The following is a 16,571-nucleotide window of genomic DNA, read 5'->3' as shown; positions in this document are numbered from 1 at the left end:
ACCAGATTTTAAAGAACATAAAAAGACGACTGATTATAAATAAACTCGATAAATAAAGAAATAACAAGCGGTCTGATTCTCAAAATTTTTTGCAAAAAAGCGATATTTTACTATGCGAATAAACTATAATAGCCCGAAATTTTCCCTAAGGAACGATAGAATGAAACCAAAATTTAATGAAAATAAACCTCGCTTTCAAACCGTTGATGAGCGCCGAGATAACAAATTCCAAACAAAATCAAACCGCTTTAACGATGAACATCACTCAAATCGCCGCGAACAGCGTAATGATCGTTCTTCAAACCGATTCGAAGATAAACCTCGTTTTGACAAACCTAAATTCGCTGGCGACAAAGCCCGCTTTGAGCGTAAAGATCGCCAAGAAGCTCGTGAAGTGCTTTACCCGACAAGCGCAAAAAAAGCTAGCGGCGAAGGTAATGTACAAATTAGCGTAAAAGGGGGCAATAGCACAATTAAAGAGAAAAAAACCGGCCCGCTTTCTCCTCGTGCACCAGAAAAAATTAAGAAAAACCGTGCGGAAGAAATGAAAGTATACGGCGAAAATGCTTGCCTTGCATTGTTTAAACAACGACCGGATGCGATTGTGCGTTTATGGGCAACTGTAGAAGGTGCAAAAAAGTTAGGCGATATGCTTAGCTACTTAGCCGAACACAAAAAAGCTTACCACGTGGTAGATCGTGCCGAAATGGAACGTGTCACCGGCACAGAACACCACGGCGATGTCTGTTTATTAGTCAAAAAAGCCGTGCCGTTCTCATTAGAAGGTTATTTACAAGTGCCGCGTAAACGTGATTGTTTAGTCTTACTGGATGCAGTGAACAATGCACAAAACGTAGGCGGTATTATTCGTACTTGTGCGTTCTATGGTGTAAGCGGTGTAATTGTAGAAAGTGCCGATACGCTTAATTCAAGCGCTGCAAAGACGTGTTGCTGAAGGTGGTTTAGAATTTGTTCGTCCGCTCGAAACTAAACATAAACAAATCGCACTGACGCAATTACGTAACGCCGGCTATCAAATCATCCATTTAACCCGCAATAAACAAGCAAGATCACTGGCAAAAACGAAATTAGCTACAAAAACAGTATTCGTATTAAGTGAAATTCCGGCACAAGACGCTGAGTATCCGGAAGATACCACCGTACAGCTTTCTTTTGAAAACCCGTTAAACAGCGGCCTAAATGTAGCGGTAAGTGCTGGTATCGTGTTGAATCAATGGTATCAAACGCATATCGTTTAAGATTGAAACTAAAAAAACAGGCTTACGCAAAAACGTAAGCCTGTTTTACTTTGGAGCTTTGTTAGCTTATTAGCCCTTTTATTCCATCAAAAATTAAAATCATACCGAATACAATAAAAATCATACCGGCAACATTATCAATATAGCGACTATATTTTGTATAAAATTCTTGTACCGGTCGGCGAGAAAATAACAATGCAACTAATACAAAATAAATTAGCGTTGAAAATACAAACAAAAATAATAAAAGAAATAGATCAGAGGTTTGAATAAATTGAGCAAGGAATGCAGATACCACACTCGTAAAATAAACACCTGCCTTTGCATTAAAAATATTGATCAATAAGCCTTTTTTAATTTCAGTCACATTATCTAACTCTCTAAGATTCGTTGGCTCATTCGTAAAGGTTGCATTTTTTGTAACCCTCACCATAAGTGAACCGATATAAAATAAATATATGCCACCAATCGCCATAATCAAAAATTGGAACATTGTACCAATCGTATTACTCAACCAAGCCAAACCAAAAATAGCAAAACTCGCCCAAAAGATGATCCCTAATGAAATCCCGATCGCCGCTAAAATGCCCGCCTTAGTTGAATGACTTGCAGATTGGCGTACTACATAAAAAAAGTCAGGACCGGGACTGGCTAAGCCTGCTAGATGAACCAACAGAATGGTAAGCATATACTCTCCTAAATAAAACAATAAATTAAATGTAAAGCAGTTAGTGCATAAATTGCGGCAAGAATATCGTCAAACATAATACCTAAACCAGTTTCTAATTTTTCATCAAAATAACGAATCGGATAAGGTTTTAATACATCAAAGAAACGAAAACAAATAAACGTTAGTAGATAAGCTAACCAATTGTATTCAGGCAAAAATGCAAACATCAGAAAAATTGCCACAATTTCATCCCAAACGATACGCCCGTCATCATGTACATTTAGATCGCGACTGGTTTGCTCACAAATATGGCAACCGGCAATAAAGCTCACAAGAGTTAAACCAATAAAGAATAAAGCACTCGTGGTCAAATTCCACAATAAAATAGCAATCAATACACCGGCAAGCGCCCCCCAAGTTCCCGGTGCCGGCTTTAATAAGCCTGAACCAAAACCACAAGCAAGTAAATGAATCGGATTTTTTAAATTAAAATTTTTCATCGTTTTATACTGATTTAAAATGATCAAAACCAACTTGAGCCGGTAACGGTACTTGTTTACCATTTTGGCGTAAAATCAGACCGCTTGCCGCCGAAATGATCCTACCGATACAGCTCACTTTAATCCCTTGAGAACGTAAAATTTGTTCCATTTCCGACCGCTTGTCATCCGATACGGTAAAACATAACTCATAATCTTCCCCACCGGTTAAAGCGAAATGAAGTGCTTCTTGTTCACTATATTTAGCCATTAAATGGCTAGAAAGCGGTATATTATTCAATTCAATTTCAGCCCCAACTTGGCTACGATCTAAAATATGCCCTAGATCCGCTAATAAGCCGTCTGAAATATCGATTGCACAACGGGAAAATGCTCGTAGTGCCAGTCCTAATTCCACTCTTGGCGTAGGTCGTAAATGGCGTCGTACTAAATAGCAGTCGGATTCGTCCGAAATTTTGCAATTATTCAACAACAGCGATAAACCGGTCGCACTATCCCCTAAACTGCCGGAAACAAAAATCCAATCACCGACTTGTGCTTGATGTCGAAACAATCCTTGATCTTTCGGTAAAATACCTTGTGCTGTAAGCGTTAGCGAAAGTACCACCGGTAGTATCATCGCCGATCAAATCTACCTGATAGCGATCTAACACAGCAAATAAACTGTGACTGAACTCAGCAAGCCATTGGTGATCAATTTTCGGAAGCGTTAAAGCTAAAGAAACCCAAGCGGGAGTTGCACCCATTGCGGCTAAATCACTTAAATTAACCGCCAATGTTTTATAAGCTAAATCCGCGACAGAAATGGACGGAAGAAAATGCGTTCCCGATACCAATGTATCGGTAGTAATGGCTAAACGCTCATTCGGTTTTAAAGTCGTAACCGCACAATCATCGCCTATTGATAAATCCACGTCCGAACGTACCTTATTACGTTTAAAATATTGTGCAATGACTTCAAATTCCGTCATTTTTCCTCCGCTATATAACAAAAAAGAAGGTGAACCTTACGCTCACCTTCTTCTTATCCTTCAATTATTTACGACCTAAAGCCGGTGCTAATTTATCTAAAATACCGTTAATATATTTATGGCTATCGTCTGAACCGAATACTTTCGCCACTTCAATACCTTCATTAATCACCACTTTATAAGGTACATCAAGTTCATATTTTAATTCGTATGCCGAAAGACGTAAAATAGTACGTTCAATCGGATCAACCTCATCTTCCGCACGATCTAAAAACGGACGAAGTACGCCATCAATCGCTTCTATATATAAAACCGTACCGCGTAATAATTTACGGAAATAAGGCAAATCAACACCATTCATATCTTGGTCTGTGACAAATGATAATTCAACTTCTTCTACACTATTTTGCGATACATACCAAGAATAAAGAGCCTGAACCGCACACTCTCTGGCACGGCGACGTGGAGAAACTTTCATAAAACCTCTGCGTTTATCATAAAGAGCAAAATGGCGGCATTTAAATAAACCGCCACACAAAAATTCGTACGCAATCAATAAACAACTTATTGCGATTTAAGCGAGAGATTTTAACACAATTTATCTTATTTTGGCGGTAATTTATGTGAAGAATGAGAGGAAATTTTCTGTTTTCCACTTTTAACAATATAAGGTGTAACGAAAATGACTAACTCACGCTTACTAACTCTGTTACTGGAATGACTAAATAATTTTTTAAGAAACGGAATTGAACCTAAAATTGGCACTCTATCCTCACCTTTTGCGGTTAAATGCTGAAAAATACCGCCAAGTACAATGGTTTCACCATGTTGAGCGAATACTTGCGTATTTAATTCCTGTTTATCAATCGTGACTAAACCATGCACGGTCGAACTGGTTGAATTTGGCGAATTTTGTGTCACAACTAGATCGAGCAAAATTTGCTTATCATTTGAAATATGCGGCGTGACTTGTAGCCCTAAAACGGCTTCTTTAAATTCGATATTTTTCACTTCATCTTTACGGTTATAAAGTACATATGGAATTTCAGTTCCCTGTTTAATACTTGCCGGTTTTTTATTGGTAGTCAGTAAACGTGGGCTGGCAATAATTTCTACATCGTTTTCTTGTTCTAAAGCGGTTAATTCCAAATCAAGTACGCGTCCATTAATTTTAGCCACCTGTAACGCAATAGAAGCGGCGTTATTTACCGGAAAATTGACGTTTAAATGGTTAGTATCCGGTAATCCATTCACTTCAAGAGAACCGGCAATTTTATGATGTCCATTTGTCGGCGAAAACATTCCCCAACGTACCCCAAGTTCTTGCAAATTCTCACTGCTTATTGTGACTATTCTCGCTTCAATCGCAATTTGTTCGGTCGGTTTGTCTAAATTTCTAATTAATTTTACGATATTTTTCATTGATTCCGGGCTATCTTTAATAATTAAGCTATTACTGCGATCATCAAAATGTAAATAACCGTTTTCTGATAAAAAATTACCGCTACCTTTAGTTAAAGATTCAATCACTTCCGTTGCTTTGGCATAATCTAACTTAATAGTTTTAGTAATCAATTTAGGTTTTAATAATTCCGGATTTAATCCCCTGTTAGGATCCTTATCGTCTTTTTTATGACCAATAAAATAGATTTGGTTTTCATACGCACTGGTCAACTTATTTGATCGAGTGATACTTTTTAACACACTATCAAAATCACTATTTTCAATTCTTAACGTGGTATTCGTTTCAATATTGTCGCTTAACACAATATTTTTGCTGTATTCTTCCGCCAAATAACTCAGGATTTCTGAAGTCGGTGCATTCCTCAACGAGATAGAAAAAGCATATACGTAAGCCGATGAAAACATAAAAAAGAGTAACAAAATCATTCTTTTCATATTTTCCTCCTATAACTTTAAGGTAATAGAAGTCGGAGATTGACAATTTTTCTCTGTTTGCCAATCTATATAACTTATTGATTTTAAATCAATATCTATAATCTGAATATGTTCATCGACTAACCAATCATTAACTTGCAGATCAAACAGTTGCTTTTGCGAATCCATAAAAATCGCTTTATATTTATCTTGTTTTTTGAGTACGCCGATAAATTTCAATTGGGTTAATTTGGAAGGTAAATAGCGATTATTTCTTGGTGAAGGTGCTGGACAAGCGGTTAAATTGTCGGAAGAAGCTGCAATATTCTTCTCTGCTGAAAATACCGAATTTTTATCTTCTAATTGTTCACCGTAAAACGGATCAGCACTACTCACAGATGAGAAAAATAAGAAACTTAAAAGATACTTATTCACCTTTATCCTCCGTAACAATAACACTCGCCCGTAGTTGCAACTGCTTCTCCTGTTCCAATTTGATTAAATGAATTTCTCTAAATTTTAATGGCTTCAATTTCGATAGCTTTCTAATGAGCTTAAAGATAATTGATACTTGATGATTTAACGAAAAGTAAATGGATTTTCCCTGTTCTAAATTCCATTGCATTTGTTCCAGTTTTACTTGATAAGCATTGAAGATGCTTTGTAATTGCTGGTTAAGTTGGCTCACGTATTGTTCTTTCTCTTTCAAATGATTCTGATGTTGGCTAAGACTTTGATATAGCTTCTGCTTTTGTGTAGTATCTTGAGATAATTGTTGTACTGTAGCTAATAATTCTTTTTGATATGAAGATTGGGAAATGTATTGATAAGAGGGATAGCTTACTATTGATATAAATACGCTTAAACAAACCGCTCTAAAATAGAGTTGTAGAAAAGATAAAAGACGGAAAATATAACTATTTGGTAATAAATAAAGCCTATTAAGTGAAAACATAATTTACTCCCTTAAGGTAATATTAAAACTAAATTCAAGTTGATGTTGATCATTTATCTGAAAGTTAACTAATTCAAAACCAAATACTTTTTGCTCGGAAAGATATTTTTCCAGCCTTTCAAATTGATCCGAATGGCTAAAAATACCGACTATTTTCATCGTTGGCATCTCGTTATATTCAAAAATGACTTCTTCTATACCACCTTGCGGTAATGGCAAATCTTGTAAAAGCGTCAAATATTTAGCAATATGCTCCTCCGTAAATATTCGTCCTATATTTATAGGAGGAGAACTTCGAGATCGTGCCAATTTTCCGTTTAAATGTACTAATTCTTTTTTAAGATATGCAACTTGGTTGACAAGCGGTCTATTTTGTTGATTTATTTGTAAAACGGTTAATTGCAAGTAAATTGCTAAAGTGACTGCAACGATAGCTATCAGAAATAGATAAATCCCCTTTTTATAGATGTTTTGCTTCCATTGCTTCGCTCGATAATCTGTTAAATTTATCCCTTTCCATTCCATAAACTTGCCCCTAATGCGGTCACATATAAAAACGGATCTTTGATTGAGTCGTCTAATTCCAGTTGCTCCAAACGACAATTTGCTAAGGTAAGATCCGTATTAAATTCAATTTCTTTACCGGTAAGTCTAAAAGTTCTATCCGTTAAAGCATAAATTCGATTTTCTTGAGCCAAATCGGATGAGGAAAGCGCATTAAAACCTCGAACAAAGCAATAAAGCTCACAATCTAGAATGGTATCAGCCCGAATCATCAATGTATGGGCATAACTCTTACGTAACGCATAAACAATCACTTTAACCAACCCTTCTTTTTCAAGAGGAAAAAGCTGGTAATCAAAATAAACCTCTTCAAGCGAAAGCGGTAATTCTTGTTGTAGCACTTGTAAAAGTTGGCGATAAATCATCGTTTGGTCATAACGTATCGGTAAAAAAAGATATTTTCGCCAAATATATTGAAAAGGAACAGAACGAACAAAGACAGGATTAGACGGAAATTCGACCGCTTTCGGTAATGAAAAAGAGTTATTCTCTATTATGCTTTGCCAATAGCACATTCTCTTATATTCATTATCAAAACAGAAACAGCGATAAGCCTGATTCTCACTAACCCCAACCAAACAATTTCTCGTTGTTTTTTTCATCATTTTGGTGAATTTTTTCACAATTTTGTTCCTTTGAATCGACTTTATGCAATTTTTAAGCGGTTTTTTTGCGATTTTTGTCTTATACTTACTTTTTAATTTTTTAATTGTGTTTATATCTTGGCGATAAGCTTCAATTTCGTCATTTACCAAAAGAGAATTTTTCGATGAAGATCGCAAAAATAATACTTAGTGCTTTACTTTCACTGCTGATTTTAGGTGGTGTAGCCGCAGGTATTACTTATATTCATATCAAAGAAAGTTTACCCGATGTATCCAGTTTAAAAACGGTGGAATTGCGAGCAACCTATGCAAATCTTTACTGCTGACGGCAAGTTGATTGGTGAAGTAGGCGAACAACGTCGTATTCCAGTTAAATTGGCTGATATTCCCCAAACATTGATCGATGCCATCATTGCAACCGAAGATGTCCGTTTTTATGAACACAAAGGCATTGATCCCAAAGGGATCGCACGTGCGATTTGGCGTTCTAGCCAAGGGGATACTCAGGGTGCAAGTACAATAACTCAGCAATTAGCTCGTAACTTTTTCTTAACACCTGAGCGTAATCTTGAACGTAAATTAAAAGAAGCTATTCTTGCTTTAGAAATCGAAAAAGTGCTGAGCAAAGATGAAATTCTTGAACTTTACCTAAATAAAATTTATTTAGGCTATCGTTCTCACGGCGTTGCAGCAGCTAGCCGAAGACTTATTTTGGTAAAAATCTTGACCAATTAACCTTGGGAGAGATAGCAATCATCGCTGGTTTACCAAAAGCACCTTCCACAATGAACCCTCTTTATTCGGTAAAACGTGCGGAAAACCGCCGTAATGTCGTATTAGGTCGAATGTTGGAAGTTAAAAAAATTACTCAACAGCAATACGAACAAGCGAAAACTGAGGAAGTTAAAGCGACATTTTACGGTACTGCGTTAGAATTTAGAGCCGATTATGTTACCGAAATGATTCGTCAAGAAATGGTAAGACGTTATGGCGAAGATGCGACCTATAATAAAGGCTTTAAAGTATATGCGACCGTCCTCTCTACCGACCAAAAAGCGGCACAGGATGCATTGAAAGAAAATCTTATTAATTATGATATACGCCACGGTTGGCGTGGTGCTGATAAACTTTGGACCGGAAAAACCGCTTGGGATGATGAAAAAATTATTGAGCATTTGAGCAAATTACCAAATTCAGATCCCTTTACCGGAGCTGTAATTATTGGTATCGCTAAAAATGGTTATACAATTTTATTACCAAACGGAGATAAGGACGAATTACCTAAATCTAATGCAGTTTTCGGGCGACAAATTAAACTTAACGTAGGTGAGCAAATCTGGATTCGTAAAGCTAAAAATGGAAAAGAATGGATTCTCGGTCAAATTCCGGAAGTCAATTCTGCCTTAGTTTCGTTAAATAGTGATAACGGTGCAATCGAGGCAATTGTCGGTGGCTTTAGCTTTGAACAAAGCCGCTTTAACCGAGCTACTCAATCTCTCGTACAAGTCGGTTCATCGATTAAACCGTTTATTTATCTTCGCGGCAATGAATAAAGGTTTAAGCCTTTCGACCACATTAAGTGATTCGCCAATCACAATAACCAAACGTGGGCAAAAACCTTGGACACCTAAAAATGCGGATAACCGCTATGAAGGTCCATTACGTTTACGCGTCGCATTAGGTAAATCTAAAAATATGGTTGCAATCCGAGCATTACAAATGGCTGGGGTAGATTATGTTGCCGAATATCTAGAACGTTTCGGATTCAATAGAGATCAATTTGTTGCAACTGAAGCTCTTGCATTAGGTGCCGCATCATTCACACCATTAGAGATGGCAAGAGGCTATGCCGTTTTTGACAATGGTGGATATTTAATTGAGCCTTATATCATTGAGCGTATTTTAGATAATCAAGGCAATGAACTATTTAAAGCAAATCCTGCTATCGCTTGTTTAGAATGCAATCTGCCAGTGAAATATCCTGAACCAGATTATTTTGACGGTGTAAAAATTCATGATGAAGCACAAATTCAAGCTATTTCTGCTCAAGATGCTGAAGACAATAACGAAAGTGATGATAGTCCAGCAGAAAGTGAAGGAGAGCCTGAAATCAAATCTTCTGTCAAAGCGAATGTGCCAAGTTTAATGACTGAAGCCGCTCAGAACAGCACTGAAGTACGATATGCACCAAGAGTCATTAGCGGAGAATTAGCATTCTTAATGCGTAGTATGTTAAATAGTGCGATTTACGGCGAGCCAGGGCAAAGCTGGAATGGAACCAGTAAAGCTTTGGCATCCGAATTTAAAAATCGTAAAGATATTGGAGGTAAAACCGGTACGACAAATAATGCTAAAATCACTTGGTATGCCGGTTTTGGAGCAAATATTGTTACAACCGTATATGTCGGTTTTGATGACAATAAACGAGATTTAGGTAAAAGAGAAGCAGGTGCCAAAACTGCAATGCCCGCTTGGACTAAATATATGAAGGTCGCTCTTGCAGATAAAAAGGATCGTATCATTGCCACCCCACCTAATATTATTGAAGTAAAAATTGACGCTAGCAGTGGTTTTCTTGGTAACAATTTAACTGAGTACTTTATTAAAGGAACTGAACCAACTAAAAAATATATTGTGGAAAAAGCCTATAAAGTACTGCAAGAAACAAAACCAGGCTCAAAACCGCATTTAGAGCAACGATTGGGACTACCGCCAAAAGAGTTACTAAATTCTCCGGGGAGCTTTGAATTATTCTAAAAATAATTTATAAAATTTTAGGGTTTCTTTCCCTATAAGGTTGAAATTAGGTATGATTTCTTGCGATAATCTTACCTAATTATCTTTGGGCAATTTGTGGTATTTAATACGATTTTACTCAACCGAAAAAGCACTCTTGCAACATTTTTCGTAAAGCAGACCGCTTGCTATTGCTAAAAATAAAGCAATTAAGCACCAGCGGTCGTTTTCTTTCCACAAATTGATAGTTATATAAATTTAGAATATTAAGAAGAAATAAAAATGGCAGAAAAACGTAATATTTTCCTTGTAGGGCCTATGGGTGCTGGTAAAAGCACCATTGGACGTCAACTTGCACAGATGTTAGGTATGGAATTTATTGATTCTGATAACGTAATTGAAGAACGTGCCGGTGCTGATATTGATTGGATTTTTGATGTTGAAGGTGAAGCAGGATTTCGTAAGCGTGAAGAGCGTATTATCAATGAATTAACGCAAAATCAGGGGATCGTGCTTTCCACTGGCGGCGGTTCAGTTCTTTCAAAAGAAAACCGCAATGTATTATCGGCACGAGGTATTGTTATCTATTTAGAAACCACTGTTGACAAACAATTTGAAAGAACGCAGAGAGATAAAAAACGTCCGTTACTTCAAACAGAAAATCCTCGTCAAACATTGGAAGAATTGGCACAAATTCGCAATCCTTTGTATGAAGAAATTGCTGATATTACATTACATACAGATGAACAAAGTGCAAAAGTTGTTGCAACTCATATTATTGAGTTGATTGATAACTTACAGTAATGAGAGAGGCAAGAAATGTTACAAGTAAATGTTGAATTAAAAGAACGTCGTTATCCGATTATTATTGGCTCAGGTTTATTAACGGATCCGAAAAGCTATGCCCCGTTAACCTCAGGCGATAAAGTTATGATTGTATCTAATCCGACAATTGCCGAACATTATCTTGCCGCTGTTCAAGATACACTGAAAAGACTCGGTTGTAGCGTTGATTATGTGCTGATTCCTGACGGAGAAAAATATAAAACCTTAGACTCTCTGAATATGATTTTTACCGCTTTATTAGAAAAAAATCATAACAGAGATACCACACTTATCGCATTAGGCGGTGGTGTTATCGGCGATGTTGCCGGTTATGTCTGCGACCTCATATCAACGTGGTATCCGTTTTATTCAAATACCGACGACGTTATTAGCTCAAGTGGATTCCTCTGTAGGCGGTAAAACAGCGGTTAATCATCCTCTCGGTAAAAATATGATCGGTGCATTTTACCAACCAGCTACCGTTATTATTGATACGAATACTTTACAGACATTACCAAAACGTGAAGTGAGTGCCGGTCTTGCTGAAGTGATCAAATACGGGGCGATTTTCAATATTCAATTCTTTGAATGGTTAGAACAACACATTCATAATCTAGTAGCATTAGAGCAAAGTGCATTAGAATATTGTATTCAACGCTGTTGTCAGCTAAAAGCAGATGTTGTAGCTCGCGATGAAACAGAAAAAAGTGACCGTGCTTTACTTAATTTAGGGCATACATTTGGTCACGCGATTGAAGCTCATATGGGATACGGTAACTGGTTACATGGTGAGGCCGTATCTGTAGGTATGTTAGAAGCGGCGGAATTATCTCGTATTTTAGGCGACTTATCCGAACAAGATGTAGCTCGTTTAGAAAAATTGCTTGCACAAGCCGTATTACCGACAATATCTCCAGATAATATGGAACCTAACCAATATCTCCCTTATATGTGGCGAGATAAAAAAGTATTAGGTGGACAATTACGTCTAATCTTACTGAAATCGTTAGGAAATGCTTATGTCAGTGCTCACGCATCAGAGCAACAAGTTCTGTCTGCGATTGAACGATTTACCCAACATTAGTTTTAATGAGTAATAGAAGAGCTTTTTTAAAGTGGGCAGGAGGAAAATATCGCCTAACCACTGAAATTCGTAAATATTTGCCCCCTCAGCCTGCTCAGGGGGCTTGTTTCGTTGAGCCCTTTGTAGGAGCTGGCTCCGTATTTCTTAATACGGATTATGAACGCTATTTGCTTGCCGATATCAATCCTGATTTAATTAACTTATTTAATACCATTAAACATAATGTGGAACATTATATTCAAGCGGTTCGTACACTTTTTCTGACACCCGAAGCCAATACGGCTCATTTTTATTACGCTCGCCGTCAGGAATTTAATACCTCATCGGATCCATTTAGACGCTCCGTGCTATTCCTTTACTTAAACCGCTTCGGTTTTAATGGACTTTGTCGCTATAACCAAAAACACGAATATAACGTGCCTTTCGGTGCTTATAAAACACATTATTTCCCCGAGAATGAATTACGATTTTTTGCGGAAAAAGCACAGAAAGCCGAATTTATTTGTGCCGACTTTGAACACGTATTTGCCTACTTAAACCAGAATCCGGACAATTATATTGTATATTGTGATCCGCCTTATGCACCTCTGCAACAAGAAAGTAATTTTACTCATTATGCTGGAGGTGGATTTAGCCTTTCTCAACAAGAGAAATTGGCACAATTAGCCAAACAAGCACAACAAAATAATATACCTGTACTCATTTCAAACCATGATACGGTTTTCACTCGGAAAATATACCAAGGTGCGAAAATAAAAAAAATTAAAGTTCAACGTTCTATCGGACAAAATGCTAACTCTCGTATCAAAGTTAACGAACTATTCGCACTTTTCTCTTAATTTACAAACATTTCTAAAAATTTAACCGCTTACATATCAGCGGATAACAGCCTGACTTAGGAGTAATAATGGCAAACAAACCTGTAGAACGCCAATCTTGGTCAAACCGATTGGCTTATGTAATGACCGTTGCCGGTGCAACTGTCGGTTTTGGAGCAACTTGGCGTTTTCCTTACCTTGTAGGAGAAAACGGCGGTGGTGCTTATGTCTTTCTTTTCTGTGTGGCTATGATCGTAATTGGTATCCCAATGATCTTAGTTGAAAATGTTATCGGACGCCGTATTAAAGTAAATGCGATTGATGCCTTTAGGGGGACTGCCAATGGTAAGCCGATTCATTCCAGCTGGAAAATTTTAGGTTATATGGGGTCGCTCGGTGCTTTTGGCATTTTGGCATACTATATGGTATTAGGTGGCTGGGTACTTAATTATATCGGTAGCTTAGTAAGCGGTTCTTTAGATCTCTCTAGTCCGATCAGCGTTGAAACTACTGCTTCATATTACAAAGAAAGTATCCAAAATAGTCCTTTAGCAATTATTGGTTATACCTCAATTTTTGTATTAGTTAACTATTTTATTTTAGTTAAAGGCATTGTGGATGGTATTGAACGTTCCGTGAAATACCTTATGCCTTTACTTTTTGTCTTCTTACTTATCATGGTAATTCGTAATGTCACACTACCGGGAGTCGCTGAAGGTATCTCTTTTTATTTAATGCCTGATTTTTCAAAAATCACACCAAAACTTTTTGTTTTCGTATTAGGACAAGTATTCTTTGCATTAAGTTTAGGCTTTGGTGTGCTTATCACTCTTTCAAGTTATCTTGATAAGAATGAAAATCTAGTTAAAACAGCTACTATTACCGGTATTATGAATACACTCATAGCTGTACTTGCCGGTTTTATGATTTTCCCATCCTTATTTAGTTTCGGTGTTGCACCAAATTCAGGACCGACATTAGTATTCCAAAGTTTACCAATTGTATTCTCTAATATGTGGGGCGGAACTGTTTTTGCGATCATATTCTTTAGCTTATTAGTTGTGGCGGCACTCACAACCTCATTAACTATTTATGAAGTAATTATTACTGCTTTACAAGAAAAAACTAAGATGAGCCGTAAAAAAGCAATTGCGGTAACATTAGCAACCATTTTTATCATCGGAAATATTCCATCGGTACTAGGAGATAATATTTGGCAGAATATCCGCATTATGGATAAAAGTATTTTTGATGCATTTGATTATATTAGTGGTAATATATTATTCATTCTAACTGCTTTAGGTAGTGCTATTTTCGTGGGATTTGTTCTGAAAGATGAAGCAAAAACCGAATTGGGAGCAGGCAAAACCTTTACCACAATTTGGTTTAATTATGTAAAATTTGTGATCCCGATTATTATTCTAGTGATTTTCTTTAACTCACTTTAGTACAATCAAAGGGTTTTACCCCAAAATTAGATTAGCTTAATTAAAGGACTAAGTTCTGATTGTACAGATACTTAGCCCTTTTAATTTTACTTGTTTAGTAGCAAACACAGTAGACAAAATAGTTAAATTCTCTTAACTTCCGAGTATCTTCACAATAAGCGGCTTCATTCGCATAGCTATCAAGATAAACATTATCCATCTTGTGGATTTCTCCGTAATACGTTCCTTTAAAGCTTGTGAAATATCTTTCGGTAAGATTATTGATTGGCTTAATATACGCTTAAACTAATTTTTTCACCCTATCCGTATTCTCAGAGAAAATTGGAAATGCGATAGTTCTCTTTGCTCCAACTAACCGCGGATTAGAAAGAAGTGTCTTATTCTAAATAACACTCAAGCATGCTCAATACCACATATTAGATTGGTATTGGCCTTGAGCATCCATACGTCCTACTTTCTTATTCTTTGGACGTTTAGCAGAATGCACATAAGTGCCACCAATATGGTGTGTCGCCTGAATCTTAAAAAGCTCACGTTAAACAGTCAAGCTTTCACGAATCTTATGTGCAAGGGTAAATATGATCTTATACTGTATATTAAAATTACGAAAAAGTTGGCAGGCTAAAATGCCCTTAACCCTATTTTAACATTAAGAGCATCGAAAATTTTACTGCGGTTAAGGTTGAATCTCGTTCTTTATGCAACTGCTATATAATACCGAAATTTCCTACAAAATCAGACCGCTTTTATAGAGTATGAATTGTAGTTAAGCACCCAAATTTACTTTAGCCGCTTCAATCGCTTCACGGACACGTTCCGGGTTTACCCCACCTTTCGCACTACGTTTTTCTAAACAGGATTCTAACGAAAGAATCGGGTAAACGTCTTCATCGATCACTGGGTGGAACTGTTTAAATTCCGTCACGCTTAATGCTTCTAACGGTTCACGTTTGCTGATCGCATAGACTACCGCTTCACCTACAATATGATGCGCTTCACGGAATGGAATACCCTTCGCCACTAAATAATCCGCAAGCTCGGTCGCATTCGAATAACCTTGCCGCGTCAGCTTCACGAGTACGTTCTACGTTTACATTGATATCTTCCAGCACTAACGCACCAATCTCTAAGCAAGCCTGCCAAGTTTCCATCGCATCAAAAATGCCTTCTTTATCTTCTTGCATATCTTTGTTATAAGCAAGCGGTAAACCTTTTAAGGTGGTGAGCAAGCCTGATAATGCGCCGAAAACACGTCCCGATTTACCACGAATTAACTCACACGCATCCGGATTTTTCTTTTGCGGCATTAATGAAGAACCAGAGGTGACACGATCCGATAATTCCAAGAATGCCGATTCACCGCTATTGAAGAAAATGAGATCTTCAGCAAAACGTGATAAATGCACCATACTGATCGAGGCTGTTGAAAGTAGTTCCAACACGTGGTCACGATCCGAAACCGAATCCAAACTGTTACGTGTACCGATCGCAAAACCGAGATCCTGCGCAAGTACATCACGATCGATTGAATACGCCGTGCCGGCTAATGCGCCTGAACCTAACGGACAAGAGTGCATCCGTTTATAAGCATCGGTTAAACGGCTGAAATCACGTTCTAACATTTCGTAATACGCCATACACCAGTGAGCAAACGTAATCGGCTGTGCACGTTGTAAATGGGTGTAGCCCGGCATCATCGCATTTTGATTGGCTTCGGCGGTTTCGACCAATTTGTGCTGTAAGTTACGGATACGCTCTTGCAATACGACCGCCTGAACCTTACACCACATTTTCATATCCACCGCAACTTGGTCGTTACGGCTACGACCGGTGTGGAGTTTTTTACCTAAATCACCGACTTTTTCGATCAGTTTTGATTCAACCCAGCTATGAATATCTTCCGCATCATCACGTAAAATAATCGCAATATTCGGCTCGATTTCCGCACGTAATTCTTTTAACGCTACCACTAATTGTTGGTGTTCTTGCTCGGTTAAAATGCCAACCGAAGTAATCGCTTTCGCCCAACCGATTGAACCGTCAATATCTTGTAATGCTAAACGATAGTCAAAACGTAATGAGTCATTAAAAAATTTGAATTTTGCATCAGCTTCTTGTTTAAAACGTCCACCCCAAAGTGCCATATTGTGTTCCTTTTCGCTTCTTTAATCTTATTAAAAGATGTCCTGTACATCTGAATAGAGATATTTTGCATAAATATGCAAAATTATTCAATAATTATTTATTGCAAGCGGTTA

11 protein-coding genes and 6 pseudogenes are annotated in these 16,571 nt (G+C 37.4%); 6 read left to right on the top strand and 11 right to left on the bottom strand.

The genetic code is table 11. The annotated features are described in order from the left end of the window. Window positions 1-160: 160 nt before the first annotated feature. Window positions 161-1,259: pseudogene (locus tag NYR89_RS01390) on the top strand (TrmH family RNA methyltransferase). A 61-nt stretch (window positions 1,260-1,320) separates the two neighbouring features. On the opposite strand, the gene NYR89_RS01385 reads toward NYR89_RS01390, so the two are convergent. The 9 genes and pseudogenes from NYR89_RS01385 to NYR89_RS01345 form a co-directional block, all read right to left on the bottom strand. Next, window positions 1,321-1,947, bottom strand: coding sequence for a LysE family transporter (locus NYR89_RS01385; protein WP_279446024.1), 627 nt, complete (start codon window positions 1,945-1,947; stop codon window positions 1,321-1,323). A gap of 8 nt (window positions 1,948-1,955) precedes the next feature. Next, window positions 1,956-2,429: a phosphatidylglycerophosphatase A family protein gene (locus NYR89_RS01380; protein ID WP_279446023.1), complete on the bottom strand. Its 474-nt coding sequence runs from the start codon at window positions 2,427-2,429 to the stop codon at window positions 1,956-1,958. Between the two features lie 4 nt (window positions 2,430-2,433). After that, window positions 2,434-3,400 (bottom strand): annotated as a pseudogene (gene thiL, locus NYR89_RS01375) (thiamine-phosphate kinase). A 64-nt stretch (window positions 3,401-3,464) separates the two neighbouring features. After that, on the bottom strand, window positions 3,465-3,878 hold the full coding sequence (gene nusB, locus NYR89_RS01370; RefSeq protein WP_279446022.1) for a transcription antitermination factor NusB: 414 nt from the start codon (window positions 3,876-3,878) through the stop codon (window positions 3,465-3,467). 125 nt (window positions 3,879-4,003) lie between these two features. Continuing rightward, on the bottom strand, window positions 4,004-5,299 hold the full coding sequence (pilQ, locus tag NYR89_RS01365) for a type IV pilus secretin PilQ (protein ID WP_279446021.1): 1,296 nt from the start codon (window positions 5,297-5,299) through the stop codon (window positions 4,004-4,006). Window positions 5,300-5,308: 9 nt separating this feature from the next. Continuing rightward, window positions 5,309-5,713: a hypothetical protein gene (locus NYR89_RS01360; RefSeq protein WP_279446020.1), complete on the bottom strand. Its 405-nt coding sequence runs from the start codon at window positions 5,711-5,713 to the stop codon at window positions 5,309-5,311. Beyond that, entirely contained in the window at window positions 5,706-6,233 is a 528-nt protein-coding gene (locus NYR89_RS01355) for a chromosome segregation protein (protein ID WP_279446019.1), read from the bottom strand. Before NYR89_RS01355 ends, NYR89_RS01360 begins: the two co-directional genes overlap by 8 nt. Before the next feature lie 3 nt (window positions 6,234-6,236). Next, the gene (locus NYR89_RS01350) at window positions 6,237-6,758 is read right to left on the bottom strand and encodes a hypothetical protein (protein WP_279446018.1); all 522 of its coding nucleotides are present in this window, start codon (window positions 6,756-6,758) and stop codon (window positions 6,237-6,239) included. Next, window positions 6,740-7,420: a pilus assembly protein PilM gene (locus NYR89_RS01345; protein ID WP_279446017.1), complete on the bottom strand. Its 681-nt coding sequence runs from the start codon at window positions 7,418-7,420 to the stop codon at window positions 6,740-6,742. The genes NYR89_RS01350 and NYR89_RS01345 overlap by 19 nt, the downstream gene beginning before the upstream one ends. A gap of 146 nt (window positions 7,421-7,566) precedes the next feature. Here NYR89_RS01345 and NYR89_RS01340 point away from each other — a divergent pair. From NYR89_RS01340 to NYR89_RS01320, 5 genes and pseudogenes are all read left to right on the top strand, one after another. Beyond that, window positions 7,567-10,159 (top strand): annotated as a pseudogene (locus NYR89_RS01340) (penicillin-binding protein 1A). A gap of 261 nt (window positions 10,160-10,420) precedes the next feature. After that, the gene (gene aroK / locus NYR89_RS01335; protein WP_279446016.1) at window positions 10,421-10,942 is read left to right on the top strand and encodes a shikimate kinase AroK; all 522 of its coding nucleotides are present in this window, start codon (window positions 10,421-10,423) and stop codon (window positions 10,940-10,942) included. 15 nt (window positions 10,943-10,957) lie between these two features. Beyond that, window positions 10,958-12,047 (top strand): annotated as a pseudogene (gene aroB, locus NYR89_RS01330) (3-dehydroquinate synthase). 5 nt (window positions 12,048-12,052) lie between these two features. Beyond that, a complete protein-coding gene (locus NYR89_RS01325) occupies window positions 12,053-12,886 on the top strand; it encodes a Dam family site-specific DNA-(adenine-N6)-methyltransferase (protein ID WP_279446015.1) in 834 nt (277 codons plus the stop codon). Between the two features lie 68 nt (window positions 12,887-12,954). Beyond that, window positions 12,955-14,313, top strand: coding sequence for a sodium-dependent transporter (locus NYR89_RS01320; RefSeq protein WP_279446014.1), 1,359 nt, complete (start codon window positions 12,955-12,957; stop codon window positions 14,311-14,313). A 115-nt stretch (window positions 14,314-14,428) separates the two neighbouring features. On the opposite strand, the pseudogene NYR89_RS10940 reads toward NYR89_RS01320, so the two are convergent. Beyond that, a pseudogene (locus NYR89_RS10940) lies at window positions 14,429-14,956 on the bottom strand (IS1595 family transposase); the annotation flags it as partial. Between the two features lie 123 nt (window positions 14,957-15,079). Further along, a pseudogene (gene argH / locus NYR89_RS01310) lies at window positions 15,080-16,457 on the bottom strand (argininosuccinate lyase). Window positions 16,458-16,571: the final 114 nt, after the last annotated feature.

It is taken from the genome of Actinobacillus arthritidis (genome assembly GCF_029774155.1).
GTDB lineage: Bacteria > Pseudomonadota > Gammaproteobacteria > Enterobacterales > Pasteurellaceae > Actinobacillus > Actinobacillus arthritidis.
This window is presented reverse-complemented; position numbering and strand designations above follow the sequence as displayed.

Bases quoted from the DNA above. Each gene is read 5' to 3' on its own strand.
- NYR89_RS01380 (WP_279446023.1), bottom strand. From the start codon at position 2,429: ATGAAAAATTTTAATTTAAAAAATCCGATTCATTTACTTGCTTGTGGT.
- NYR89_RS01325 (WP_279446015.1), top strand. From the start codon at position 12,053: ATGAGTAATAGAAGAGCTTTTTTAAAGTGGGCAGGAGGAAAATATCGC.
- pilQ (WP_279446021.1), bottom strand. From the start codon at position 5,299: ATGAAAAGAATGATTTTGTTACTCTTTTTTATGTTTTCATCGGCTTAC.
- NYR89_RS01320 (WP_279446014.1), top strand. From the start codon at position 12,955: ATGGCAAACAAACCTGTAGAACGCCAATCTTGGTCAAACCGATTGGCT.
- NYR89_RS01355 (WP_279446019.1), bottom strand. From the start codon at position 6,233: ATGTTTTCACTTAATAGGCTTTATTTATTACCAAATAGTTATATTTTC.
- nusB (WP_279446022.1), bottom strand. From the start codon at position 3,878: ATGAAAGTTTCTCCACGTCGCCGTGCCAGAGAGTGTGCGGTTCAGGCT.
- NYR89_RS01350 (WP_279446018.1), bottom strand. From the start codon at position 6,758: ATGGAATGGAAAGGGATAAATTTAACAGATTATCGAGCGAAGCAATGG.
- NYR89_RS01385 (WP_279446024.1), bottom strand. From the start codon at position 1,947: ATGCTTACCATTCTGTTGGTTCATCTAGCAGGCTTAGCCAGTCCCGGT.
- aroK (WP_279446016.1), top strand. From the start codon at position 10,421: ATGGCAGAAAAACGTAATATTTTCCTTGTAGGGCCTATGGGTGCTGGT.